Origin of the sequence: Streptomyces sp. E2N166 (assembly GCF_003671715.1) — a bacterium.
Classification (GTDB): domain Bacteria; phylum Actinomycetota; class Actinomycetes; order Streptomycetales; family Streptomycetaceae; genus Streptomyces; species Streptomyces thinghirensis.
Window position 1 is genome coordinate 147,557 of sequence record NZ_RAIF01000018.1, and the last position, 22,674, is coordinate 170,230.

Consider the following 22,674-nt stretch of genomic DNA (forward strand, 5'->3'; position numbering starts at 1 on the left):
GCCCCCACCCCGCCCTTCATGCCCCGGAAGCTACACGCTGGCTCGACGTCGCGCTGCCCCTACCGGCGAGAACCGCCCCGGATCGCTGAAATCCCCCGCAATACGGCCCCGCCCCTGAACAGGGACGGGGCCGCGACGGGGGCCGTGGAGCCGGCCGGCGGTGCGCCGAGCGGCGTCAGCCGCTGGTGCCGAATCCGATCGCCAGGTACTCCTTCTCGTCCGCGCTGGACGGCTCGCTGGCGTACACCTCTGACATGTACAGGCGCCCCTGCGAGTAGAGGATCTCGGAGTACTCCGGAAGCATGCTCGACTCGACGTCCCGCACCGCCTCCGTCGCCGGGTTCTCCAGCAGCGTGGTCTGCTTGAACGACCCGCCGTCGATGCTCACGATCTGGCCGCCCTTGTCGTACGGCGGGCGCTTGTAGGCGATCACGTTGCCGCCGTCCATGCGCAGCGGGGTGATCGTGTAGCCGTCGCCGGCGTCGGCGCGCTGACCGGTCTGCTTGCCGGTGGCCAGGTCGAAGGCGACGACCTCGTTGGTCCGGCTGTACGACTCGCCGCTGCCCTCGTGCTCCTCGGTCGGGATGTAGAGCCGGTCGTTGCCGACCGCGAGCCCCGAGCAGTGCTCGATCTTGGTGATGGTGTCGCAGCGGGCCGCGAACTGCTCGCCCGGCGCGGAGATGCGGGTGAGCAGCTTGCCGGTCTTGTTGTCGATCGAGAAGAAGTCCGAGATGCCGCTTCCGTCACCGGCGGAGTCGCCGACGTCGGCGGCCACGACCAGCGGGTTCGTCGACACGATGCCCGCGTACTCGATGCCCTTGGCCATCTTGTACTCGGAGATCACCTTCCCGCTCTTCGGGTCGATGGTCTGGATGTTCAGCTGCCGTGCGTCGTACGAACCGCACTTGCGCACGGCGACCAGCTTCTCGCCGCCGCCGTAGCCGGCGTCGTAGCAGGTGTCGGTGGTCTTCGGGGACCACAGGAGGTCGCCCTTGGCGATGTCCCAGGCCACGCCGCCGTCGGTGCTGCCGGCCGCGACGGTTTCGCCGCTGATCGTGACGTTGTCGAAGGACATCGGCTGGTCACCGGCGGTCTTCGTCCACAGCTTCTTGCCCGCGTCCAGGTCGATGACCGCGACCTGGGTGCAGCCGTGCGAGGGCTCCGCCTTGGTGGGCATGGCGGGCTGGTGGACGACGACCGTCTTGTTGTCGTCGGTGACGTGCCGGCTGGCCGTGCAGACCGGGCCGTCCAGCTTGATCGTCCACTTCTCGCCGCCCTTGGCGGGGTCGTAGCCGACGATCTCGGCGATGCCGCTCTTGGCGTACACCTTGTCGGTGAGCCACGAGCCGGAGACGACGACGCTGTTGTCCTCCTTGCTCACCGCGGGCGCGGGGACCTGGAAGAGCACCTTGGAGGCGGGGTCGGAGGGCACCTTCTCCTCGCCGCCGGAGGACTTGCCGCCCTCACCGCCCTTCTCGTCCGTGCCGCCCTTGCCGCCGGTGCCCCCGCTGGAGGTCGCGGTGTCGTCCTTGCCCCCGTCGTCGGAGGAGCCGGCGTACCAGACACCGCCGCCGATGATCAGGGCGATGGCGACGACGGCCGCCACGATGATCACCATCTGCGCGTTGATCTTCCGCCCGCCGCCCGGCCCTCCGGCCTGGGCCTGCATCGGCACGGTCGCCTGCGGATAGCCGTAGCCGGGCTGACCGGGGTAGCCGGGCTGACCGGGCTGGCCGTAGGGCGGCGTCGGCTGTCCGTACGGGCCGGGCTGCTGGCCCGGCTGCTGACCGGGGTAGCCGTACCCGGGCTGGGGCTGCGGCGGAGTCTGCGGATATCCGTACCCCGGCTGCGGCGAGCCCGTCGGCGGGGTGGGCGGAGCCGCGGGCGCCTGCGGCGGCGTCTGCGGGTAGCCGTAGCCCGGCTCCGGGGCCTTGCCGAGGTTCGGCCCATCGCCCGACGGCGGGGTGGGCGGCTGCGGCGGCTGGCCCTGCGGCGGGCCGAAGCCTCCCCCCTGCGGGGGCTGGTTGGGCGGCGGGGGCGGCGGCTGGGTCATGGCTTGAGTACCTCGGGGAGCGGAGACGACGGGGACGGCCGGGATGGCCGGGCGAACCGGCCTGGGCGGCCGGATCGCACGGGCCGGGCTGATCGCACGGGCCGGGCTGATCGCACGGGCCGGGTCGATCGCACGGGTCGGGCGGAGAAGGTCACTTGCCGAAGGCGAGCATCAACTTCTCCTTCGACTCGTCGTTGCCGGTCAGGCGGGTGGTGGAGATGTAGAAGCGCCCGTCGACCCAGTCGATGTCCTTGGAGTAGAAGCTGTTCTCGATGTCCGCGACACCCTGCGGGTTCTGGAGCAGCTTGACCGGCTTGTGGCTGCTGCCGCCGGTCGCGATCGACACGACCTGGCCGCCGGCGTCGTAGGACGGCTGCACGTAGGCGATGAGCTGGTCGCCCTCGACCCGCAGCGGCATCATCGACTCGTCCGCGGGGGACTTCGCGCGCCACTTCTCCTTGCCGGTGGTGAGGTTGATCGCGACGATCTCGTTGGCGCCGCTGGTCGCCTCGGTCGGCAGGTAGAGCGTGCCCGCGGCGACGGCGACGCCCGCGCAGCCCTGGAGGTCGCGGTCGAGGATGGCCCAGCCGCACTCGGGGGCGAAGTCCTCGTCGACGCCGACCTGTTCGAGGACCTTGCCCTTGGAGGTGAAGGTGGAGATGTTCCAGACCTTCTTGTCCTCGTCGGTGGCGTAGACGACGAGCGGGTCGACGGAGTAGGCGCGCTCCACCCGCCACCCCTTCTCGTACTTGTAGGTCCACAGGACCTTGCCGGTCTTCGGGTCGAGGCCCTGGACCTCGTCGTGCGCGTTGTTGCCGCCGGCGCCGCAGGAGGCGACCTGGATGATCGTCTTCGGGCCGCTCGCGAAGCCGGCCGGGAAGCAGGCGTCGCCGTACCGCTTCTTGTCGTACAGCTTCTTGCCGCTGCGGACGTCGTAGGCGGTGCCGGACTGGGAGCGGCCGACCATCAGGATGTCGCCGCTGACGTTCAGTTCGACGGAGAGGGTGGTGTCGAAGAGTTCGCCGTCCTCGACCTCCTCCTTCCAGCCCTTCTCACCGGTGGCGAGGTCGATCTCCTGCATCTGGTTGCACTTGGCGCGGTCGCTGGAGCCGCTCATGTAGGCGACGACGATCTTGTCGGCGGCCGTCTTCTCCGGGGTGACCGCGCAGATCTTCTCCGGGAAGGCGATCGGGTCCCAGGTGGGCTTGCCGTCACCGACGTTGTAGGCGAAGACCTGCTTGTACGCCGCCTTCACCGCGGTCTCGCCGGTGATCCACATGCCGGGGGCGTCGGCGCCGGAACCGGGGGCGTCGGGCGCCTCCTTGTACCAGAGCACCTTGGACTCGCCTGCCTGGCGGCCCTCGTTGAGGTCCTCGGGATCCTCGCCGCCGTCGCCCCTGCCGTCGCCCGGATTGACCGGGGCACCGCCGGAGCCGGAGGGCTTGGGGTCGTCGCTCTTGCCGGCGACGGGCTTCTTGTCCTTCTCCTCGTCACCGCCGGTCGCGGTGACCGCCCACACGCTGCCGCCGATGACGAGCAGGGCCGCGACGGCCGCGACGACGGCCAGGGCGGGCTTGCCCTTGAAGGGGTTGCGGGATCCGGAGCCGCCGGGCGGCGGGGTGCCGGGCGCGCCCGGGAACTGCGGCTGCGGATAGCCGTAGCCGGGCTGCTGGCCGTACGGACCCGGCTGCTGGGGCTGGGCGTACGGGCCGGAGTTGTACGGGCCCGGCTGTCCGTAGGGACCCGGCTGACCCGGTTGTCCCGGCTGCTGCGGGTAGCCGTACCCCGGCTGCGGCTGCTGCGGCGGACCGGTCGGCGGGCCCTGCGGGGGCGGCGGGGTCGGTGCCCCGAAGCCTCCCGGCGGTGGATCCTGCGGTGCTCCGAAGCCACCCTGCGGCGGCTGGTTGGGCGGCTGGCTCATCAGCGCGTTCCCCCTTATTACTCACTGATTTCTAGCCACGTCCCGAGGTACGCGCTGGCCTCGGAGTCGTTTGACGGCAGTCATTCAGACAGTTCTCGGACGGCCTTTCTATCACCCGGGCAGCACGGACCACCGGGCCGCGTCCGCCCCTGTTCCCAAGGGAGGACCGGCTCGTGATGCCTCTGTTACGGGCCTTCACGCCCTCTTCACGCCGTACGCGCCCCCGCGCGCGGGGCTAGGCGTCCTCCGCCAGTTCCAGCCAGCGCATTTCCAGCTCCTCGCGCTGAGCGGCCAGTTCGCGCAACTCGGTGTCCAGTTCGGCCACCTTCGCGAAGTCGGTGGCGTTCTCGGCGATTCGCGCGTGCAGCCTGGTCTCCTTCTCGGAGACCTTGTCCAGCTGCCGTTCGATCTTCTGGAGTTCCTTCTTGGCGGCGCGCACGTCGGCGGCGCTCTTCTCGGGCGCCTCCGCGGCCGGCTTCGCGGCTGCCGCGAGTACGGTGGCCGCGGCCGCCTCCTCCATGCGCCGGCGCCGCTCCAGGTACTCGTCGATGCCGCGCGGCAGCATCCTCAGCGCGCCGTCGCCGAGCAGGGCGAAGACCCGGTCGGTGGTGCGCTCCACGAAGAACCGGTCGTGGGAGATGACGATCATCGAGCCGGGCCAGCCGTCGAGGACGTCCTCCAGCTGGGTCAGGGTCTCGATGTCGAGGTCGTTGGTGGGCTCGTCGAGGAAGAGGACGTTGGGCTCGTCCATGAGGAGGCGGAGCAGCTGGAGGCGGCGCCGCTCACCGCCGGACAGGTCGCCGACCGGCGTCCACTGCTTCTCCTTGCCGAAGCCGAACGTCTCGCACAGCTGCCCGGCGGTCATCTCCCGGCCCTTGCCGAGGTCCACGCGCTCACGGACGCGCTGCACGGCCTCCAGCACTCGCCAGGTCGGGTCGAGTTCGGCGACCTCCTGGGACAGGTACGCGAGCTTGACGGTCCTGCCGACCCGGACGTGCCCGCCCGCGGGCTGCTGCTCCCCGTCGCTGTACGCGGCGTTCGCGAGGTCCCGCAGCAGGGAGGTCTTGCCGGCGCCGTTGACGCCGACGAGGCCGATGCGGTCGCCGGGGCCGAGCTGCCAGGTGACGTGCTTGAGCAGCACCTTGGGGCCGGCCTGGACGGTGACGTCCTCCAGGTCGAACACGGTCTTGCCGAGCCGCGACGACGCGAACTTCATCAGCTCGCTGCTGTCCCGGGGCGGCGGCACGTCCGCGATCAGCTCGTTGGCGGCCTCGACGCGGAAGCGGGGCTTGGAGGTGCGGGCGGGGGCGCCGCGCCGGAGCCAGGCCAGCTCCTTGCGGACGAGGTTCTGCCGCTTGGTCTCCTCGGTGGCGGCGATGCGCTCGCGCTCGGCGCGGGCGAAGACGTAGTCGGAGTAGCCGCCCTCGTACTCGAAGACGTCGCCGCGCTGCACGTCCCACATGCGGGTGCAGACCTGGTCGAGGAACCACCGGTCGTGGGTGACGCAGACGAGTGCGGAGCGGCGCTCGCGCAGGTGCTTGGCCAGCCAGGCGATGCCCTCGACGTCGAGGTGGTTGGTGGGCTCGTCGAGGACGACGAGGTCCTGTTCGTCGATGAGCAGCTTGGCGAGCGCGATACGGCGCCGCTCGCCGCCGGAGAGCGGCCCGATGACGGTGTCCAGGCCCTGCGGGAAGCCCGGCATGTCCAGCCCGCCGAACAGCCCGGTCAGCACGTCCCGGATCTTGGCGTTGCCGGCCCACTCGTGGTCGGCGAGGTCGCCGATGACCTCGTGCCGGACGGTGGCCTCGGGATCGAGGGAGTCGTGCTGGGTGAGCACGCCGAGCCGCAGCCCGCCGGAGTGGGTGACGCGGCCGGTGTCCGGGTCCTCCAGCTTGGCGAGCATCCGGATCATGGTCGTCTTGCCGTCGCCGTTGCGGCCGACGACACCGATGCGGTCCCCTTCGGAGACGCCGAGGGACACGCCGTCGAGGAGGGCACGGGTGCCGTACACCTTGGTGACGTTCTCGACATTGACCAGGTTGACGGCCATTTCTCTCCTGACTGGGGGACGATCAGCCTTCAAGCGTAGGCCCTCCGGGGGGTGGGGTGACGCGGACGGGGGTCGTCACTCTTTGTGGTGACGTATGTCGGCCCACCCGGCTACGGTGGGGAGCAGGCAGCAGGATCCCGCCCATGGGAGGAACCATGACCGCCGAGTCCGCAGAGCACCGCCGCCCGCGCTGGCCGGTGCCGCCCGTGGACGGTTACACCGTGGACGACCTGTTCACCCTGCCGGATCTCCCGCCGCACACCGAGTTGATCGACGGGAGCCTGGTTTTCGTGAGTGCCCAGCGGGACTTCCACAGTGTTGTCATCGATCTGCTGGTGAGCGAGTTGCGCCGCACCGCCCCCCGGGAACTGCGGGTCCGCCGTGAGATGACCGTCGTTATCGACCGCCGCAACGGCGCGGAGCCGGACGTCTCGGTCGTCCACGCGGAAGCCGTGCAGAATCGGGAGCAGACGTACTACAAAGTCGCCGATGTTCTGCTCGCCGTCGAAGTGGTGTCGCCGGACTCCGAGGCGCGCGACCGCGATTACAAGCCTCACAAGTACGCGGCGGCGGGCATCCCCCATTACTGGCTCGTCGACATGACGGGCCAGGACCAGCACCCGGTCGTCCAGGTCTACGAACGCGGCGAGGCCACCGGCACCTATGCCCTGACCGGCATCTACCACGACCGGGTCAAGGTCAACGTGCCCTACGACATCGACGTCGACCTGACCGCGATCAACGAGTTGTAACGCGCACCGCGTCAAGACACCGTCGCCCCCGCCACCGCCCCCACCGCCGTACGCACGTCACGGCAGGTGCCCGACGCCCGCAGCACGCCGGCGATGTCGGAAGCCGACCGCGCGTCGGTCGCGAGGAAGGCCGTCGTCGGTCCCGAGCCCGAGACCAGGGCCGCCAGCGCACCCGCCGCCCGCCCCGCCGCGAGGGTGTCGGACAGCTCGGGGAAGAGGGAGAGCGCGGCCGGCTGGAGGTCGTTGGTGACGGCGACGGCGAGCGCGGCGGTGTCGCCCTTGGCGAGAGCGTCGAGCACGGGCTGCGCGGCGACCGGCTCCGGAATGTCCAGGCCCTCCCCCAGCCGGTCGAACTCGCGGAAGACGTCCGGCGTGGACAGGCCGCGCGAGGCCATCGCGAACACCCAGTGGAAGTCGCCGCCGACCTCCAGCTCCGTCAGCTTCTCGCCGCGCCCGGTGCCCAGAGCCGCCCCGCCGACCAGGCTGAACGGCACGTCGCTGCCCAGCTCGGCGCAGATCGCGAGCAGCTCGTCGCGCGAGGCGCCGGTGCCCCACAGGGCGTCGCAGGCGACCAGCGCGCCCGCGCAGTCGGCGCTGCCGCCCGCCATGCCGCCGGCCACGGGGATGTCCTTGGCGATGTGCAGGTGGACGTCGGGCTCGCGGCCGTATCGCGCGGCCAGCGCCTCGGCAGCCCGTGCCGCGAGGTTGGTGCGGTCGAGGGGGACCTGGTCGGCGTCCGGGCCCTCGCACGTGACGCGGAGTCCGTCGGCGGCCGGGGTCGCGGTGATCTCGTCGTACAGGGAGACGGCGAGGAAGACGTTGGCCAGGTCGTGGAAGCCGTCGGGGCGGGCGGCGCCGACCGCGAGCTGGACGTTGACCTTGGCGGGGACGCGGACCGTCACGCTCACTTGCTCGTCACTCCTTGTGTTCGGCGATACGCGCGAACTCTTCCACGGTCAGCGCCTCTCCGCGCGCCTGCGGCGACACGCCCGCGGCGACGAGGGCGGCCTCGGCGGCCGCCGCCGAACCGGCCCACCCCGCGAGGGCGGCCCGCAGGGTCTTGCGGCGCTGGGCGAAGGCGGCGTCGACGACGGCGAAGACCTCGCGCTTGGAGGCGGTGGTCTTCAGCGGCTCGGTCCGCCGGACGAGTGACACGAGCCCGCTGTCGACGTTGGGCGCGGGCCAGAAGACGTTGCGGCCGATGGAACCCGCCCGGCGGACCTCGGCGTACCAGTTGGCCTTGACGGAGGGCACGCCGTACACCTTGTTGCCGGGTCCGGCGGCGAGCCGGTCGGCGACCTCGGCCTGGACCATGACGAGGGTGCGCTCGATGGTCGGGAAGGTGTCGAGCATGTGCAGGAGGACGGGCACGGCCACGTTGTACGGGAGGTTGGCGACCAGCGCGGTCGGGGCGGGGCCCGGCAGCTCGGTCACGTGCATCGCGTCGGAGTGGACCAGGGCGAAACGGTCGGCGCGCTCGGGCATCCGGGCGGCGACGGTGGCGGGGAGGGCGCCGGCGAGTACATCGTCGATCTCGACGACGGTGACCCGGTCGGCGGCCTCCAGCAGGGCCAGGGTGAGCGAGCCGAGACCCGGTCCCACCTCGACCACCACGTCGTCGGGGCGTACCTCGGCGGTGCGGACGATACGGCGGACCGTGTTCGCGTCGATCACGAAGTTCTGGCCGCGCTGCTTGGTGGGGCGTACGCCGAGCGCTGCCGCGAGTTCACGGACGTCGGCGGGACCCAGGAGGGCGTCGGGGGCGGGGCTGCTCACCCCGCAAGGGTAGCCGGGAGCGGCAGCGGGACCGTCCGGACCGGGAGGGGGCGGGCGCGCGGTGGTCCGGGCGTCGCCGGTCAGCCCTGCAGTCGTGCCCCGCAATGCGGCCACGAGTCGGCGCCGCCGCGTACGTACAGCTTCTTCGCGCGGTACGTCTGTTCCGATGCCGGCGCGTCCTGGGGGCGGCCCTCGCCGCCGAGGCTCTGCCAGGTGTGGGTGTCGAACTGGTAGAGGCCCCCGTACGTCCCCGAGGGGTCGACGGCGTCCGGGCGGCCGCCCGACTCGCACGCGGCCAGGCCCTGCCAGTTCAGGTGGTCGGCGCCCCGCACGGACGCCGGCCGGGGGCGGGTGCCGACCCGCACGATCTGCGGGCTGGGTTCGCGCACCACCTCGGTGTGCAGCAGGAGCGGCTTCTCGCGGACGCCGTTGACGGTGCGCAGCGCGTACGTGGTGCGGCGCAGACCGGGCCGGCCCGCCTGCTCGACGACCTCGGTGCCCCGGTAGAGGGCGGCGTCCTCGGCCCGCCGCACGTCGAACGGGATCGGGTCCTCGCGGACCTCCTGGGAGCGGGTGATCCGCAGCACCGTGACGGTCTGCCCGTCGCGGGGGAAGCCGGTCGCCGGGACGGAGGTGGTGTCCTGGCCGCTCAGCGTGACCCCGGCCTCCTCGACGGCCTCGCGCACGGTCGCGGCGTTGGTGCGCACGGTGCGGGTCCGGCCGTCCGCCATGACCGTCACCACCCGCTCGGTCCGTACGTTCAGGGCGAGGCCCTCGCGTCCGATGCGCCGGGAGCCCTCGGTGGACAGGTACGCGCCCTCCGTCCGCACGCCGAGCTGCCTCAGCGCCCCCGCCACCGTCTCGGCGGTCGTCCACACCTGGCGCCGATGGCCGTCGAGGGTGAGCAGGACGGGCCGTCCGTAGCGGACGGAGACCTCCTCGCCGCTGGTGAGCGGGGTGCCGGGCGCGGGCACGATCACGTCGTGGGCGCCCACCTCGACGCCTTCCCGCGCGAGCAGTTCGGTCACGTCGTCGGCGAAGGTGTGCAGCGTGCGCGGGGTGCCGTCGACGGTCAGCTCGACCGCCTTGTCCTTGGCGACGAAGGCGGTGGTGCCGCCCGCGAGGAACGCCACGACCAGCGCGCGCGGCAGCAGCCGGCGCAGCGAGCCGTCCGCGCGCCCGGCGCACCGCTCGCGTCGCCGACGTGCGGCCCGGCCGTCGCCAGGCACCGGAGCGGGGGTTTGGGGAGCGCCCTGCCGGGGCAGCGCGGGCCCGGTCGGCTCGTGGGCGGGGCGGTAGGTGTCGCCGTACGCCAGGGTCGGTGCGCTGTGCACGTCGTAAGGCGCGTACGTCTCGTGCGTCTCGTGGGTCGCGAAGGTTTCGAACTGCGTTCTGCTCACGCCGACACGCTCCAGGGGTCCGGATCGGGCCCCCAGAACCTAGCGGAGCGTGCGTCACTCTCCAAAGCGACGCGACTACGCAGTGTGGTGCCGTCCCCGCTCAGTACCCGAAGGCGCGGGCCGTGTTCGCGGCCAGGGCCGTCGCCAGCGCGTCCTCGTCGACACCCCGCACGTCCGCCATGGCACGCACCGTGACCGGCACCAGGTAGGGCGCGTTGGGCCTGCCCCGGTAGGGCACCGGTGTGAGGAACGGCGCGTCGGTCTCCACCAGGACCAGCTCGGGCGGGGCGACCGCGAGCGCGTCGCGCAGGTTCTGGGCGTTCTTGAAGGTGACGTTGCCGGCGAAGGACATGTAGTACCCGGCGCTCGCGCAGATCTCGGCCATCTCCGCGTCGCCGGAGTAGCAGTGGAAGACGGTGCGCTCGGGGGCGCCCTCCTCCTTGAGGACGCGCAGGACGTCGGCGTGGGCGTCGCGGTCGTGGATGACCAGGGCCTTGCCGTGCCGCTTGGCGATCTCGATGTGGGCGCGGAAGGACCGCTCCTGGGCCGCCTTGCCCTCGGGGCCGGTGCGGAAGTAGTCGAGGCCGGTCTCGCCGACGCCCTTGACCTGCGGGAGTGCCGCCAGCCGGTCGATCTCGGCGAGGGCGTCGTCGAGCGCCGCGTCCCCGCCGGGCGCGCGCGCCCCCTGCCTCGACCAGCCGTCGGGGTCTCCGTGGACGACGCGGGGCGCCTCATTGGGGTGCAGGGCGACCGTGGCGTGGACGGCGTCGTGCGCCGCCGCCGTCTCGGCCGCCCAGCGGGAGCCGGCGAGGTCGCAGCCGACCTGGACGACCGTGGTGACCCCGACCGACGCGGCCTTGGCGAGAGCCTCCTGCACCGTGCCCGACTGCATGTCGAGGTGGGTGTGCGAGTCGGCGACCGGCACCCGGAGGGGCTCGGGGAGCGGGGGCGCGTCGTTCTTGTCGGACCGGCCGGAGGCGTTCGAAGGCATGCCTCCGATCCTACGAAAGGTCCCCCGGGCCCGGAACGGCCGTCAGCTCGCCCCGCGGTGGAGGTGCAGGGCGTTCAGGAGGTCGGCCAGGTGCCAGTGCCGGCGCTCGGGGGTGAGCCCCCGCGCCCCGGGTCCCGGCGCCTCGGGCACCTGCGGCACCTCCAGGGGGCCGGCCGGCGGCACCCGGTGGAGGCCGTGCGCAGCGCCGCGCACCGAGGCGACCCGCCCCGGCCGCATGATCCGTACGAGGTGGTTGCCGCAGTTGTCGCAGGTCGGACGGGTCAGCGGGGAGGGCACGACGCGGCCGTCCGTGACGTAGAGCACGAACTCGTTGCCGTCGGCGCCCTTGTGGTGCTCGATCTCGAACGACTGCTCCCAGCCGTGCCCACAGCGCATGCAGGCGAAGGAGTACGACTCGTGGACGACGGCGGTGGCTCCGGCGCGCAGCGCGGTTCGCGCCGCACTCTCACTCGTGCTCATCCCGGCTCCTTCGGTTCGCTGGCAGATCCGTTCTCGCTCCTTCCTTCAGTGGACTCCTCCACCAGCGGGAAAGCACCGGATCTGCCGAGTGTTTGAGCCGATTTGGGTTGCCCTTGGCGCAAGGGACCGAATGGTCAGGAGCGGGTCAAGCGCGGCCGGATCGCGACCGTGAGGAAAAGCTTGGACCGCGTGGAAGAACAGGACCGTCAGGCCCCGGCGTTCTTCGCCGCCACCACCGCGTCGAACACCTCCCGCTTGGGCAGGCCCACCTGTGCGGCCACCGCGGCGATCGCCTCCTTGCGCCGCTCCCCCGCCTCCTCGCGCACCCGCACCCGGCGCACCAGTTCCTCCGCGCCGACCTCCTCGGCCCCCTGCTCCGGCGCACCCTCGACCACGACGGTGATCTCACCGCGCACCCCCTCGGCGGCCCACGCTGCCAGCTCGCCGAGGCCGCCGCGCCTGACCTCCTCGTAGGTCTTGGTCAGTTCCCGGCAGACGGCGGCCCGCCGGTCGGCGCCGAAGACCTCGGCCATGGCGGCGAGGGTGTCGTCGACGCGGTGCGTGGACTCGAAGTAGACGAGGGTTCGCCGTTCCCCGGCCACCTCGCGCAGCCGGGTCAGCCGCTCGCCGGCCTTGCGCGGCAGGAAGCCCTCGAAGCAGAACCGGTCGACCGGCAGCCCGGACAGGGCGAGCGCGGTGAGCACGGCGGACGGGCCGGGCACGGCGGTGACGCGGACGTCCCGCTCGACGGCGGCGGCGACCAGCCGGTAGCCGGGGTCGGACACGGACGGCATCCCGGCGTCGGTCACGAGCAGCACGCGCGCGCCGCCCGCCAGCTCCTCGACCAGCTCGGGCGTACGGGCGGACTCGTTGCCCTCGAAGTACGACACGACACGCCCTCGGGGCGTGACGCCGAGGGCCTGGGTGAGCCGGCGCAGCCGCCGGGTGTCCTCGGCGGCGACGACGTCCGCGCCGGTCAGTTCCTCGGCGAGCCGCGGCGGGGCGTCCCGGACGTCGCCGATGGGGGTGCCCGCGAGTACAAGGGTTCCAGTCACTCCCCCATCCTCCCAGGGACGGGCGGACGCCCTGCCGCCAGGACGCATCCGGACCACCGGTGAGGGCCATGCGCGGGACGCGCACAGTACGGTTCCCTACGATGGCGCGGTGACCAGTACCGCGTCCTCCACGGACACCCGGCAGGACCAGGCCCCGCACGACCGGCGGCCCCCCTGGCAGCAGCGGCTGCGCCGCTTCGGCTACACGGCGGGGCCCGCGGCCGGCGACGTCCGCGACCGGCTGGTGCCGCCGTACACGAGCCCCGGTCCTCGCCTGTGGGCCTTCCTGGGCCTGGCCAAGGCGCCGGCCGGCCGGATCGTGCGCTGGTCGGCGTGGGGCGGGCCGCTGCTGGTGGCGCTGCTGGCGGGCGTGCTGCGGTTCTGGAACCTGGGCAGCCCGAAGGCGGTGATATTCGACGAGACGTACTACGCCAAGGACGCCTGGTCGCTGATCCACCGCGGTTTCGAGGTCAACTGGGAGAAGAACGCCAACGACCTGATCCTGAACTCGGGCGGTGACGTCCCGATCCCGACGGACGCGGCGTACGTCGTGCATCCGCCGGTCGGCAAGTACGTCATCGGGCTCGGCGAACTTCTGTTCGGGTTCGACCCGTTCGGCTGGCGGTTCATGACCGCCTTGCTCGGCACGCTGTCGGTGCTGCTGCTGTGCCGGATCGGCAGGCGGCTGTTCCGCTCGACCTTCCTCGGGTGCCTGGCGGGCGCGCTGATGGCGCTGGACGGGCTGCACTTCGTGATGAGCCGCACCGCGCTGCTGGACAGCGTGCTGATGTTCTTCGTGCTGGCGGCCTTCGGCTGCCTGGTCGCCGACCGCGACTGGGCCCGCGGGAAACTCGCCGCCGCGCTGCCGGTGGACGACGACGGCCTGGTCCGCCCGGACGCGCACATCGCCGAGACGTTCCGGCTCGGGTGGCGCCCCTGGCGGCTGGCGGCGGGGCTGATGCTGGGCCTGGCCGCGGCCACCAAGTGGAACGGCCTGTACATCATGGCGGCCTTCTGCGTGATGGCCGTGCTCTGGGACGTCGGCACCCGCCGGGTCGCGGGCGCCCACCGGCCGCATCTGGCGGTGCTGAAGTACGACCTCGGCTGGGCGTTCCTGTCGACGGTGCCGGTCGCGCTCGCCACGTACGTCCTGTCCTGGCTGGGCTGGATCCTCTCCCCCGCCGACGGCAGCGGCGGCTACTACCGCGACTGGGCGGCGACCGACGGCAGAAACAGCTCCTGGTCCTGGCTCTTCCCGGACTGGTGGCGCAGCCTGTGGCACTACGAGACGCAGGTGCTGGAGTTCCACACCAACCTCACCTCGCCGCACACCTACCAGTCGAACCCCTGGAGCTGGATCGTCCTCGGCCGTCCGGTCTCGTACTTCTACGAGTCGCCGGCGCCCGGTTCGGACGGCTGCCCGGCCGACGCGGGCGAGAAGTGCGCCCGCGAGGTCCTGGCGCTCGGCACCCCCTTGCTGTGGTGGGTGGGCTGCTTCGCGCTGCTGTACGTCCTGTGGCGCTGGGCCTTCCGCCGCGACTGGCGCGCGGGCGCCATCGCCTGCGGCATCGCGGCCGGCTATCTGCCCTGGTTCCTGTACCAGGAGCGGACGATCTTCCTCTTCTACGCCGTCGTCTTCCTGCCGTTCCTGTGCCTGGCGGTGGCGATGCTGCTGGGGGCGATCGTGGGCCGGCCGGGCTGCGGCGACGCCCGGCGGGTCGCGGGGGCGACGGGCGCGGGCGTACTGGTGCTGCTGATCGCGTGGAACTTCATCTACTTCTGGCCCATCTACACGGGCACCGCGATCCCGATGGAGGACTGGCGGTCACGTATGTGGCTCGATACCTGGGTCTGAGTCCGGGCCCGAGGACGCCGTATCTCCATTCGGCCAACAAACGGAAACATCCGTCCCGCCGGTCACACGCTGCACATAGAGTGCAACCCACAACTGCTTCTGAACGCGTTCAAGAGGGCGGACGGAAGTTCTGAACGGGGAGCCGGGAACGGGGAGGGGACTGCCGATGGGCAGGGGGGTGAAGGTCGCCGTCATAGGCGGCGTGTTCGCCGTGATGGTGGGCGGGGCCGGGTACGGCGCCTACAACGTCGTGTCGGCGCTGGACGGCGGCGGGGGTTCGGGAGCCGCCGGGACGGCGAAGAAGAGCGGACCGCCCGGCGGCGACGAGGTCGAGGAGACGACGGAGAAGTTCTTCACGGCCTGGGAGAAGGGGGACGCGGCCACGGCCGCGTCGTACACGAACAACGCCACGGTCGCCGGGACGCTGCTCACCGCCTACGGCGAGGCGGCGCACATCACCGACGTCGAGATCACGCCCGGCACGGCGACCGGCACCGCCGTGCCGTTCACCGTGAAGGCGAAGGTGTCGTACGAGGGCGCGGCCAAGCCGCTGACGTACAAGAGCAAGCTGACGGTGGTGCGCGGGGAGACCAGCGGACGCGCGCTGGTCGACTGGGACCCGTCCGTCGTCCATCCGCGGCTGAAGGACGGCGACACCCTGGTCACCGAGGAGTCGTCGACCCCCCAGATCCAGGCGGTCGGCCGCGACGGCACCGTGCTCACGAAGGAGAAGTACCCCTCCCTCGGCCCGGTCCTGGACACCCTGCGCCAGAAGTACGGCGACCAGGCGGGCGGCACCCCCGGTGTCGAGCTGATGGTCCGGCACGCGGCCGCCGAAGCCGCCGACACGTCGCTCCTGACGCTGACCGAGGGCGAGCCCGGCAAGCTGGAGACGACGCTCAGCGCGAGCGTGCAGTCGGCGGCCGAGAAGGCGGTGAAGCGGTACGGCGAGTCCTCGGTGGTGGCGGTCGAGCCGAGCACCGGCGAGGTGCTGGCCGTGGCGAACAACCGCGCGGACGGCTTCAACGCGGCCTTCCAGGGGCAGGTCGCCCCCGGCTCCACGATGAAGATCATCACCGCGGCGATGCTCATCGACAACGGCGTGACCTCGGTGAACGACCCGGCACCCTGCCCCGACACGGCGACCTGGCAGAGCCAGACCTTCAAGAACCTCACCGGCATGAAGGCCGACATGAGTGCCACCCTCGCCAACACCTTCATGCGGTCCTGCAACACCGGCTTCATCAAGCTCATCGACGAGGACCCGCTCACGGACTCCTCGCTGACGACGGAGGCCGAGGAGCGGTTCGGGCTCGGGAAGAACAACTGGCAGACCGGCATCACTTCCTTCGACGGCAAGGTCCCCGCCGTGAGCGGCCCGGACCGCGCCGCCAACGCCATCGGCCAGGGCCAGGTCCAGATGAACCCGCTGAACATGGCGTCCGTGACGGCGACCGCCATCACCGGCGAGTTCCGCCAGCCCTACCTGGTCCCGCCCGGCCTGGACGACCGTGAGCTCGCCACCGCCAAGGGCCTGCCGCAGAGCACGGCCGCCCAGCTCAAGCAGATGATGCGGCTCACCGCCACGCAGGGCACCGGCGCCCCGGCCATGTCCGGGCTCGGCGGCGACATCGGCGCCAAGACCGGGTCGGCCGAGGTCGACGGGCAGACCACGTCCAACAGCTGGTTCACCGGCTTCCGCAACGACGTCGCGGCGGCGGCCATGACCGAGGAGGGCGGCCACGGCGGCGACGCGGCCGGCCCGATCGTGGCGGACGTGCTGCGGGCCGGGGGATAGGCGGCAGAGCCTACGACGGGCCGGACGCGACGGGTGCCCCTACTGTGGTCGCCGTCGTTGGAAGCATGAGGCAGCGAGGGCACCGAGGGACCCCGGGAATCCGGGCGCCGCGGAGGAACGGGACACAGTGGGCAGCAGAAGGGCCGCGGGCGAGCGGCGGAGGACGAAACCCGCCGTGGTCGGCAGCGTGGCCGCGGTGGTCGTGGCCGGCGCCGGATTCGGCGCCTACGCGATGTACGGCGGCGGGGCCGGCACCGAGGACGGCGCCCGGACGGCGTCCGCGGCCGGGGAGGAGGTGAAGTCGGGCCCCCTCACGGCGGCCGAGGTCACCTCGACGGCCCAGCGGTTCCTGACCGCCTGGCAGAAGGGCGACGTCGCCGGGGCGGCCGCCGCGACCGACGACGCCGAGGCAGCGAAGGTCCTGCTCACCGGCTACACCAAGGACGCCCGGGTCAAGGACGTCGCACTCACCGCGGGCGCCCCGGCCGGGGAGAGGGTCCCGTTCGCCGTGAAGGCCACCGTCGCGTACGAGAAGACGACGAAGCCACTGGCGTACGACGGCGCGCTGACCGTCGTCCGCCGGGCCGGCGACGGCGAGCCGCGCGTCGACTGGCACGCCGCCGTCGTCCATCCGGAACTGAAGGACGGCGACAAGCTGGTCACCGGGGAGGCCGGGACCCCGCCGGTCGAGGCGCTGGACCGGGACGGCGCGGAGATCAGCGCCGCGAAGTACCCGTCGCTCGGCACCGTCCTGGACGGCCTGCGCGAGAAGTACGGCGAGAAGGCCGGCGGCACCCCGGGCATCGAGCTGAGCGTGGTCCGCGGCAAGGAGTCGAAGGCGGCGAAGGCCTCCGACAAGACGCTGCTGGAGCTGAGCGAGGGCAAGCCCGGCACCGTGAGGACGACCCTGGACCCCGCCCTCCAGGCCGCCGCCGAGAAGCAGGTGGCCGGCAAGGCGCGGGCGTCGGTGGTCCTGCTGCGCGCCTCCACGGGCGAGGTCCTCGCGGTCGCCAACGGCGGACACGGCTTCAACACCGCCTTCCAGGGCTCGCTGGCTCCCGGCTCCACGATGAAGGTCATCACCGCCTCGATGCTGATCGAGAAGAACCTGGCGTCGACGGACAAGAAGCACCCGTGCCCGAAGTACTTCAGCTACGGCGGCTGGAAGTTCCAGAACGACGACAAGTTCGAGATCAAGGACGGCACCTTCAAGGCGAGTTTCGCCCGTTCCTGCAACACGGCCTTCATCAGCCAGGCCCCCGAGCTGGCCAACGACGACCTGACCAAGCAGGCGAAGGAGGTGTTCGGCCTGTCGATGAACAACTGGTCGGTCGGCGTGCCCACCTTCGACGGCTCGGTGCCGGTGCAGAGCGCGGCCCCGATGGCCGCCTCCCTCATCGGCCAGGGCGGGGTGCGGATGAACCCGCTGAACATGGCGTCCGTGTCGGCGACCGTGAAGTCGGGCAGCTTCCACCAGCCGTACCTGGTCGCCCCGTCGGTCGACGGGCGCAAGCTCGCCACGGCCTCCCGCACGATGTCGTCGTCGACGCTGGCGCAGCTGCGCGAGCTGATGTCCTACACGGCGGCGGCGGGCACCGCCGCGGAGGCGATGGCCGGGGTCGGCGGTGACGCGGGCGCGAAGACCGGCTCGGCGGAGGTCGACGGCCAGGAGAAGCCCAACGGCTGGTTCACCGCGTACAAGGGCGACCTGGCCGCGGCGGGCGTGGTCCAGCAGGGCGGCCACGGCAGCGAGTCCGCGGGCCCGATCGTCGCGGCGCTGCTGAGGAACGCCGGCTGAGCACCGGCGCGAGCACGTGCGGCCGGTGGCTCAGTGGGCCACCGGCTGGGCCACCGCCGTGTAGGTCCGGCGCAGGAACCGGATGAGCGCCTTGGTCTCGAACTGGACCACGGAGCAGCCCTGCGGGGTGTGGAACTCGACGACCGCCTGCACCCGCCCGCACGGCCACACCCGCACCTCGCCGCTTCCGGCGGGGGCGCGCAGGCCCTGTTCCAGCAGCGCCCGGTCGAAGGTCCACTCACGGAAGCCGGTGCCCGGGCCGCGGCCCCGCGCGGGCAGTCCGACGCGCACCGACCGCGGGTCGTGGTCGGGGTCGTAGCGCAGCACGACCGGTATCGCTCCGCCGTCGTCCTCGTCGGGAAGGTCCGCGTCCGTCAGAACGTGGGCTCGTGCGTACTGTTCGACAACGGACATCGGATCGCCCCTTGCGCTGTGCCACCTGTGCGAAAGCTCTGCGTCCACCCTTCTCCAATGTCCCATATTTCCCGGACCACGCCCTTCGAGGCGCATCTCACATGTGAGATCAGCCTTTACCTCGCTCTTGCAAAGGGATTGCAACTGGTCCCTATCATCGAGTCGTGCATGTACCTGACGGATTCATCAACGCCCCGACCTCGGCCGTGACCGGAGTCGTCGCCGCGGGCGCCATCGCGGTCAGCCTGCGCGGCGCGCGCCGCGAGCTGGACGAGCGGACGGCACCCCTCGCGGGGCTGGTCGCGGCGTTCATCTTCGCGGTGCAGATGCTGAACTTCCCCGTCGCCGCCGGCACCAGCGGACATCTGCTCGGCGGTGCCCTCGCGGCGATCCTCGTGGGCCCCTGCACGGGGGTGCTGTGCGTCTCCGTCGTCCTGCTCATGCAGGGCATCCTCTTCGCCGACGGCGGCCTGACAGCGCTCGGCGTGAACATCACCGACATGGCGGTCGTCACCACGGTCGTCGCCTACGCCCTCTTCCGGGGCCTGGTGATGATCCTGCCGCGTACGCGCCGCTCGGTCACCGTCGCCTCCTTCGTCGCCGCCCTCGTCTCCGTCCCGGCCGCCGCCCTCGCCTTCACGTTCCTGTACTGGATCGGCGGCACCACCGACGTCGCCATCGGCAAGGTCGCCACCGCGATGGTCGGCGTGCACGTGCTCATCGGCATCGGCGAGGCCGCGATCACCGCGCTGACCGTCGGCGCCGTCATCGCCGTACGCCCGGACCTCGTGTACGGGGCGCGCGGGCTCACGCGGAAGCTCAAGCTGCGGGTGAACGGCGAACTCGTCGACGTCCCCGACGCGGAGCCGGCCGCCGCGCCCGCCGCCGCCCGCTCCCACCGCAAGTTGTGGATCACGGGCCTGGTCACCTCGCTGGTCCTCGCCGGCTTCGTCAGCTTCTACGCCTCCGCCGACCCCGACGGCCTGGAGAAGGTCGCCGCCGACAAGGGCATCGACGAGAAGACCGAGGAACACGCGAACGCCGGCTCCCCGCTCGCCGACTACGGCGTCGAGGACATCACCGACGCCCGCGTCTCCGGCGGCCTCGCGGGTGTGATCGGCGTCGGCGTCACGGTCGTCGCGGGCAGCGCGGTGTTCTGGTCGGTGCGCAGGCGGCGCACCGAGGACACCTCCCCCACCAGCACGGACGCGACCGTCTGACATGGGCGCCGGCCACACTCACCGGCTCTACCGGCACGGGGACTCCCCCGTGCACGGTCTCCCGCCGCACACCAAGCTCGCCGCGACCTTCGCCTTCGTGATCGTCGTGGTGTCGACGCCCCGCGAGGCGATGTGGGCCTTCGGCCTCTACGCCCTGCTGCTCGCGACGGTGGCCTGCGCCGCCCGGATCCCGGCCGGCTTCCTGCTGGGGCGGCTGCTGATCGAGGTGCCGTTCGTCGCCTTCGCGGTGCTGATGCCGTTCGTGGCCCAGGGCGAGCGGGTCGAGGTGCTCGGCATGTCGCTGAGCGTGAACGGTCTGTGGGGCGCGTGGAACGTACTGGCCAAGGGCACCCTGGGCGTCGCCGCCTCCGTGCTCCTCGCCTCCACCACCGAGCTGCGTGAACTGCTGCTCGGCCTCCAGCGCCTGAAACTGCCGCCGCTGCTCGTGCAGATCGCGTCCTTCATGATCCGGTACGGGGACGTCATCGCGGACGAGATGCGCCGGATGCGGATCGCCCGGGAGTCGCGCGGCTTCGAGGCGCGGGGCGTCCGGCACTGGGGCGTGCTCGCCAAGTCGGCCGGGGCGCTGTTCATCCGCTCCTACGAGCGCGGCGAGCGCGTCCACCTGGCCATGGTCAGCCGCGGGTACGCCGGTTCGATGCCGGTGATCGACGAGGTGACCGCCTCCCGGGCGCAGTGGTCGTACGCGCTGGCCCTCCCGTGTGCCGCGCTCGTCATTTGTCTGCTGGGGTGGGTGCTGTGACAGCTTCTCTGGACGTCTCCGGTCTCGCCTACGCCTACCCCGACGGGCACCAGGCCCTCTTCGGTGTGGACTTCTCCGTCGCCCGCGGCGAGCGGGTCGCGCTGCTGGGCCCGAACGGCGCGGGCAAGACGACGCTCGTGCTCCACCTCAACGGCATCCTGACCGGTGGCACCGGCAAGGTCACGGTCGCCGGGCTGCCCGTGGACAGGCGGAACATGGCGGAGGTCCGGCGCCGGGTCGGCATCGTCTTCCAGGATCCCGACGACCAGCTCTTCATGCCGACCGTGCGCGAGGACGTGGCGTTCGGACCGGCGGCGGCCGGGATGAAGGGGACGGAGCTGGAAGGTTGCGTGGACCGGGCGCTCGCCCTGGTCGGCATGGCGGAGTTCAAGGACCGGCCCCCGCACCACCTCTCCTTCGGCCAGCGACGCCGGGTGGCGGTGGCGACCGTGCTCGCCATGGAGCCGGAGATCCTCGTCCTGGACGAGCCCTCGTCCAACCTGGACCCGGCCTCCCGCCGCGAACTCGCCGACATCCTGCGCTCCTTGGACGTCACGGTCCTGATGGTCACCCACGACCTGCCCTATGCCCTGGAGCTGTGCCCGCGCGCCCTGATCCTCAGCGACGGCGTGATCGCGGCGGACGGCCCGACCGCCGGCCTGCTCTCCGACGACGAGCTGATGCGCGCCCACCGCCTGGAACTGCCCTTCGGCTTCGACCCGCGGTCGGTGTCGGCGAGCGGGTGAGGAATCGCAGGGGGCCGGCGACGGTTGCACCCACTGTCGCAGGCGATCGGAAGGAACCCGGAACGTGGACGCGGACGCGGACATGGACGTGCACGGCACAGTGGCCGAGGGCTTCGAGCCGGTCAGGGACGCGTTCGCACGGAACTTCACGGCGCTCGGGGACCGGGGCGCGGCGGTCGCCGTCTACCGGGACGGGCGCAAGGTCGTCGACCTGTGGGGCGGCACCAGGGACGTCGATGACACAGCCGGCACCCGACCGTGGCGCAGGGGCACCGCCCAGGTCGTGCGCTCGGCCACGAAGGGCGTCGCCGCGGCCGTACCGCTGCTGCTGCACCAGCGCGGGGAGCTGGACCTGGACGCGCCGGTGGGCGAGTACTGGCCGCAGTTCAAGGCGCACGCGAAGGAGCGGGTGCTGGTCCGGCACGTGCTCAGCCACCAGGCCGGGCTGCCGGTCCTCGACCGTCCGCTCACCCCGGAGGAGGCTCTCGACCCGCTGCGCGGGCCGCAGGCCGTCGCCGACCAGGCTCCCGTCTGGGAACCCGGCACCGACCACGGCTACCACGCGCTGACGTACGGCTGGCTGCTCGACGAACTGGTCCGCAGGGCGACGGGCGGGCGGAGCACCGGCGAGTGGATCGCGGACGAGATCGCGGGGCCGCTGGGCCTGGATCTGTGGCTGGGGCTGCCCGCCGCGGAGGAGGCGGCGGGCCGGGCCGGGCGGTCCGGGCGCGTCGAGGAGCCCGAACCGTCGGGCAGCGGCCCGCGGCTGCGCCCCAAGCGCGCGGTCACCGAGGCCTACCGGGACCCGGGCTCCCTCACCCGCCGCGCCTTCGCCGCGATCACGCCGTTCCCCGACCAGAACGACCCGGCCTACCGGGCGGCGGCCCTCCCCGCGACCAACGGCATCGCGACGGCCGACGGACTGGCCCGCTTCTACGCCGCGCTGATCGGCGAGGTCGACGGCGTGACGCCGCACGCCCGGCTCTTCGACCCGGCGACGCTGGAGCGGGCCCGCGCCGAGGAGTCGGCCGGGCCGGACCGGGTCCTCGTCGTGGGCACCCGCTTCGGCCTCGGCTACATGCTGCACGGCGGCGCGTCCCCGTTCCTGTCCCCCGGGTCCTTCGGCCACCCGGGCCGCGGCGGCGCGCTCGGCTTCGCCGACCCGGAGGCGGGCATCGCCTTCGGGTATGTCACCAACGGCTTCCGCAGGACCGTGACGGCGGACCCGCGGGCGCAGGCACTGGTGCGTGCGGTGCGGGCGTCGCTCCGGCGGACCGGTTCAGACGTGGATGGGGTGTGAGGTCCTCCCCGACGCCGCGTCGATCTCGTCGTGCGCCTTGGTGAGCAGTTGCATCGCCAGCTCGTTCAGAGCGCGCGCCCCCGCGACCTCCTCGCCGACCCTCGGCTGATGGGAGTCGACGCGGTGGCGGCTGGCGTGGCCATGGCCGCGGACCTCGCTGCCGTCGGGGAGCCGCACCATCGCGACCGCCCGCGTGTGCTGGTCGTCCTCCATGAACTCCAGCTCGACATGCCATCCCACTGCGGTGTGCATCATGACGATCACCTCCGGAACACCTGCTTCCAGGGTGCTCCTCGCAGCCG

19 protein-coding genes are annotated in these 22,674 nt (G+C 72.1%); 8 read left to right on the plus strand and 11 right to left on the minus strand.

The window, feature by feature from the left end:
• Positions 1 to 175: 175 nt before the first annotated feature.
• From EBH09_RS14925 to EBH09_RS14935, 3 genes are all read right to left on the minus strand, one after another.
• Complete coding sequence (locus tag EBH09_RS14925; RefSeq protein ID WP_193776324.1) at positions 176 to 2,053, minus strand: PQQ-binding-like beta-propeller repeat protein; 1,878 nt, start codon at positions 2,051 to 2,053, stop codon at positions 176 to 178.
• Between the two features lie 151 nt (positions 2,054 to 2,204).
• Positions 2,205 to 3,974: a PQQ-binding-like beta-propeller repeat protein gene (locus tag EBH09_RS14930; protein ID WP_121747499.1), complete on the minus strand. Its 1,770-nt coding sequence runs from the start codon at positions 3,972 to 3,974 to the stop codon at positions 2,205 to 2,207.
• 235 nt (positions 3,975 to 4,209) lie between these two features.
• On the minus strand, positions 4,210 to 6,024 hold the full coding sequence (locus tag EBH09_RS14935) for an ABC-F family ATP-binding cassette domain-containing protein (RefSeq protein ID WP_121747500.1): 1,815 nt from the start codon (positions 6,022 to 6,024) through the stop codon (positions 4,210 to 4,212).
• A 143-nt stretch (positions 6,025 to 6,167) separates the two neighbouring features.
• Between EBH09_RS14935 and EBH09_RS14940 the strand changes: the two genes are divergently transcribed.
• Positions 6,168 to 6,776 carry a Uma2 family endonuclease gene (locus tag EBH09_RS14940; RefSeq protein WP_238697315.1) on the plus strand — a complete coding sequence of 203 codons (609 nt, stop codon included), beginning with the start codon at positions 6,168 to 6,170 and terminating at the stop codon, positions 6,774 to 6,776.
• 11 nt (positions 6,777 to 6,787) lie between these two features.
• Here EBH09_RS14940 and EBH09_RS14945 read toward each other — a convergent pair whose 3' ends face one another.
• The 6 genes from EBH09_RS14945 to rsmI form a co-directional block, all read right to left on the minus strand.
• Positions 6,788 to 7,684 carry a 4-(cytidine 5'-diphospho)-2-C-methyl-D-erythritol kinase gene (locus EBH09_RS14945; protein WP_121747502.1) on the minus strand — a complete coding sequence of 299 codons (897 nt, stop codon included), beginning with the start codon at positions 7,682 to 7,684 and terminating at the stop codon, positions 6,788 to 6,790.
• Between the two features lie 7 nt (positions 7,685 to 7,691).
• Entirely contained in the window at positions 7,692 to 8,552 is an 861-nt protein-coding gene (gene rsmA / locus EBH09_RS14950; RefSeq protein ID WP_121747503.1) for a 16S rRNA (adenine(1518)-N(6)/adenine(1519)-N(6))-dimethyltransferase RsmA, read from the minus strand.
• 80 nt (positions 8,553 to 8,632) lie between these two features.
• Complete coding sequence (locus tag EBH09_RS14955) at positions 8,633 to 9,952, minus strand: resuscitation-promoting factor (protein ID WP_121747504.1); 1,320 nt, start codon at positions 9,950 to 9,952, stop codon at positions 8,633 to 8,635.
• Between the two features lie 100 nt (positions 9,953 to 10,052).
• Positions 10,053 to 10,943: a TatD family hydrolase gene (locus EBH09_RS14960; RefSeq protein WP_121747505.1), complete on the minus strand. Its 891-nt coding sequence runs from the start codon at positions 10,941 to 10,943 to the stop codon at positions 10,053 to 10,055.
• Between the two features lie 42 nt (positions 10,944 to 10,985).
• Positions 10,986 to 11,423 carry a hypothetical protein gene (locus tag EBH09_RS14965; protein WP_121747506.1) on the minus strand — a complete coding sequence of 146 codons (438 nt, stop codon included), beginning with the start codon at positions 11,421 to 11,423 and terminating at the stop codon, positions 10,986 to 10,988.
• A 206-nt stretch (positions 11,424 to 11,629) separates the two neighbouring features.
• Positions 11,630 to 12,478, minus strand: a complete 849-nt coding sequence (gene rsmI / locus EBH09_RS14970) for a 16S rRNA (cytidine(1402)-2'-O)-methyltransferase (protein ID WP_121747507.1) — start codon at positions 12,476 to 12,478, stop codon at positions 11,630 to 11,632.
• Positions 12,479 to 12,587: 109 nt separating this feature from the next.
• Between rsmI and EBH09_RS14975 the strand changes: the two genes are divergently transcribed.
• The 3 genes from EBH09_RS14975 (at position 12,588) to EBH09_RS14985 (ending at position 17,929) form a co-directional block, all read left to right on the plus strand.
• A complete protein-coding gene (locus tag EBH09_RS14975) occupies positions 12,588 to 14,333 on the plus strand; it encodes a phospholipid carrier-dependent glycosyltransferase (RefSeq protein ID WP_121747508.1) in 1,746 nt (581 codons plus the stop codon).
• 166 nt (positions 14,334 to 14,499) lie between these two features.
• Positions 14,500 to 16,131, plus strand: coding sequence for a penicillin-binding transpeptidase domain-containing protein (locus EBH09_RS14980; protein WP_121747509.1), 1,632 nt, complete (start codon positions 14,500 to 14,502; stop codon positions 16,129 to 16,131).
• A 127-nt stretch (positions 16,132 to 16,258) separates the two neighbouring features.
• Positions 16,259 to 17,929: a penicillin-binding transpeptidase domain-containing protein gene (locus EBH09_RS14985; protein WP_121747510.1), complete on the plus strand. Its 1,671-nt coding sequence runs from the start codon at positions 16,259 to 16,261 to the stop codon at positions 17,927 to 17,929.
• A gap of 30 nt (positions 17,930 to 17,959) precedes the next feature.
• Here EBH09_RS14985 and EBH09_RS14990 read toward each other — a convergent pair whose 3' ends face one another.
• On the minus strand, positions 17,960 to 18,343 hold the full coding sequence (locus EBH09_RS14990; RefSeq protein ID WP_121747511.1) for an SsgA family sporulation/cell division regulator: 384 nt from the start codon (positions 18,341 to 18,343) through the stop codon (positions 17,960 to 17,962).
• A gap of 164 nt (positions 18,344 to 18,507) precedes the next feature.
• On the opposite strand from EBH09_RS14990, the gene EBH09_RS14995 reads away from it, so the two are divergent.
• The 4 genes from EBH09_RS14995 (at position 18,508) to EBH09_RS15010 (ending at position 22,372) form a co-directional block, all read left to right on the plus strand.
• Positions 18,508 to 19,563: an energy-coupling factor ABC transporter permease gene (locus EBH09_RS14995; RefSeq protein WP_121747512.1), complete on the plus strand. Its 1,056-nt coding sequence runs from the start codon at positions 18,508 to 18,510 to the stop codon at positions 19,561 to 19,563.
• A gap of 1 nt (position 19,564) precedes the next feature.
• Positions 19,565 to 20,326: a cobalt ECF transporter T component CbiQ gene (gene cbiQ / locus EBH09_RS15000; protein ID WP_121747513.1), complete on the plus strand. Its 762-nt coding sequence runs from the start codon at positions 19,565 to 19,567 to the stop codon at positions 20,324 to 20,326.
• Positions 20,314 to 21,072: an ABC transporter ATP-binding protein gene (locus tag EBH09_RS15005; protein WP_238697316.1), complete on the plus strand. Its 759-nt coding sequence runs from the start codon at positions 20,314 to 20,316 to the stop codon at positions 21,070 to 21,072. The genes cbiQ and EBH09_RS15005 overlap by 13 nt, the downstream gene beginning before the upstream one ends.
• A gap of 82 nt (positions 21,073 to 21,154) precedes the next feature.
• The gene (locus tag EBH09_RS15010) at positions 21,155 to 22,372 is read left to right on the plus strand and encodes a serine hydrolase domain-containing protein (protein ID WP_121747812.1); all 1,218 of its coding nucleotides are present in this window, start codon (positions 21,155 to 21,157) and stop codon (positions 22,370 to 22,372) included.
• Here the strand turns inward: EBH09_RS15010 and EBH09_RS15015 are convergent.
• Positions 22,352 to 22,627 carry a DUF1876 domain-containing protein gene (locus tag EBH09_RS15015; RefSeq protein WP_121747813.1) on the minus strand — a complete coding sequence of 92 codons (276 nt, stop codon included), beginning with the start codon at positions 22,625 to 22,627 and terminating at the stop codon, positions 22,352 to 22,354. The two genes, EBH09_RS15010 and EBH09_RS15015, sit on opposite strands and share 21 nt — an antisense overlap.
• Positions 22,628 to 22,674 lie beyond the last annotated feature (47 nt).

Coding starts and splice junctions, on each gene's coding strand:
- EBH09_RS14925 (WP_193776324.1), bottom strand. CDS start 2,053: ATGACCCAGCCGCCGCCCCCGCCGCCCAACCAGCCCCCGCAGGGGGGA.
- EBH09_RS14930 (WP_121747499.1), bottom strand. CDS start 3,974: ATGAGCCAGCCGCCCAACCAGCCGCCGCAGGGTGGCTTCGGAGCACCG.
- EBH09_RS14935 (WP_121747500.1), bottom strand. CDS start 6,024: ATGGCCGTCAACCTGGTCAATGTCGAGAACGTCACCAAGGTGTACGGC.
- EBH09_RS14940 (WP_238697315.1), top strand. CDS start 6,168: ATGGGAGGAACCATGACCGCCGAGTCCGCAGAGCACCGCCGCCCGCGC.
- EBH09_RS14960 (WP_121747505.1), bottom strand. CDS start 10,943: ATGCCTTCGAACGCCTCCGGCCGGTCCGACAAGAACGACGCGCCCCCG.
- EBH09_RS14965 (WP_121747506.1), bottom strand. CDS start 11,423: ATGAGCACGAGTGAGAGTGCGGCGCGAACCGCGCTGCGCGCCGGAGCC.
- EBH09_RS14980 (WP_121747509.1), top strand. CDS start 14,500: ATGGGCAGGGGGGTGAAGGTCGCCGTCATAGGCGGCGTGTTCGCCGTG.
- EBH09_RS14990 (WP_121747511.1), bottom strand. CDS start 18,343: ATGTCCGTTGTCGAACAGTACGCACGAGCCCACGTTCTGACGGACGCG.
- cbiQ (WP_121747513.1), top strand. CDS start 19,565: ATGGGCGCCGGCCACACTCACCGGCTCTACCGGCACGGGGACTCCCCC.
- EBH09_RS15010 (WP_121747812.1), top strand. CDS start 21,155: ATGGACGTGCACGGCACAGTGGCCGAGGGCTTCGAGCCGGTCAGGGAC.
- EBH09_RS15015 (WP_121747813.1), bottom strand. CDS start 22,627: ATGATGCACACCGCAGTGGGATGGCATGTCGAGCTGGAGTTCATGGAG.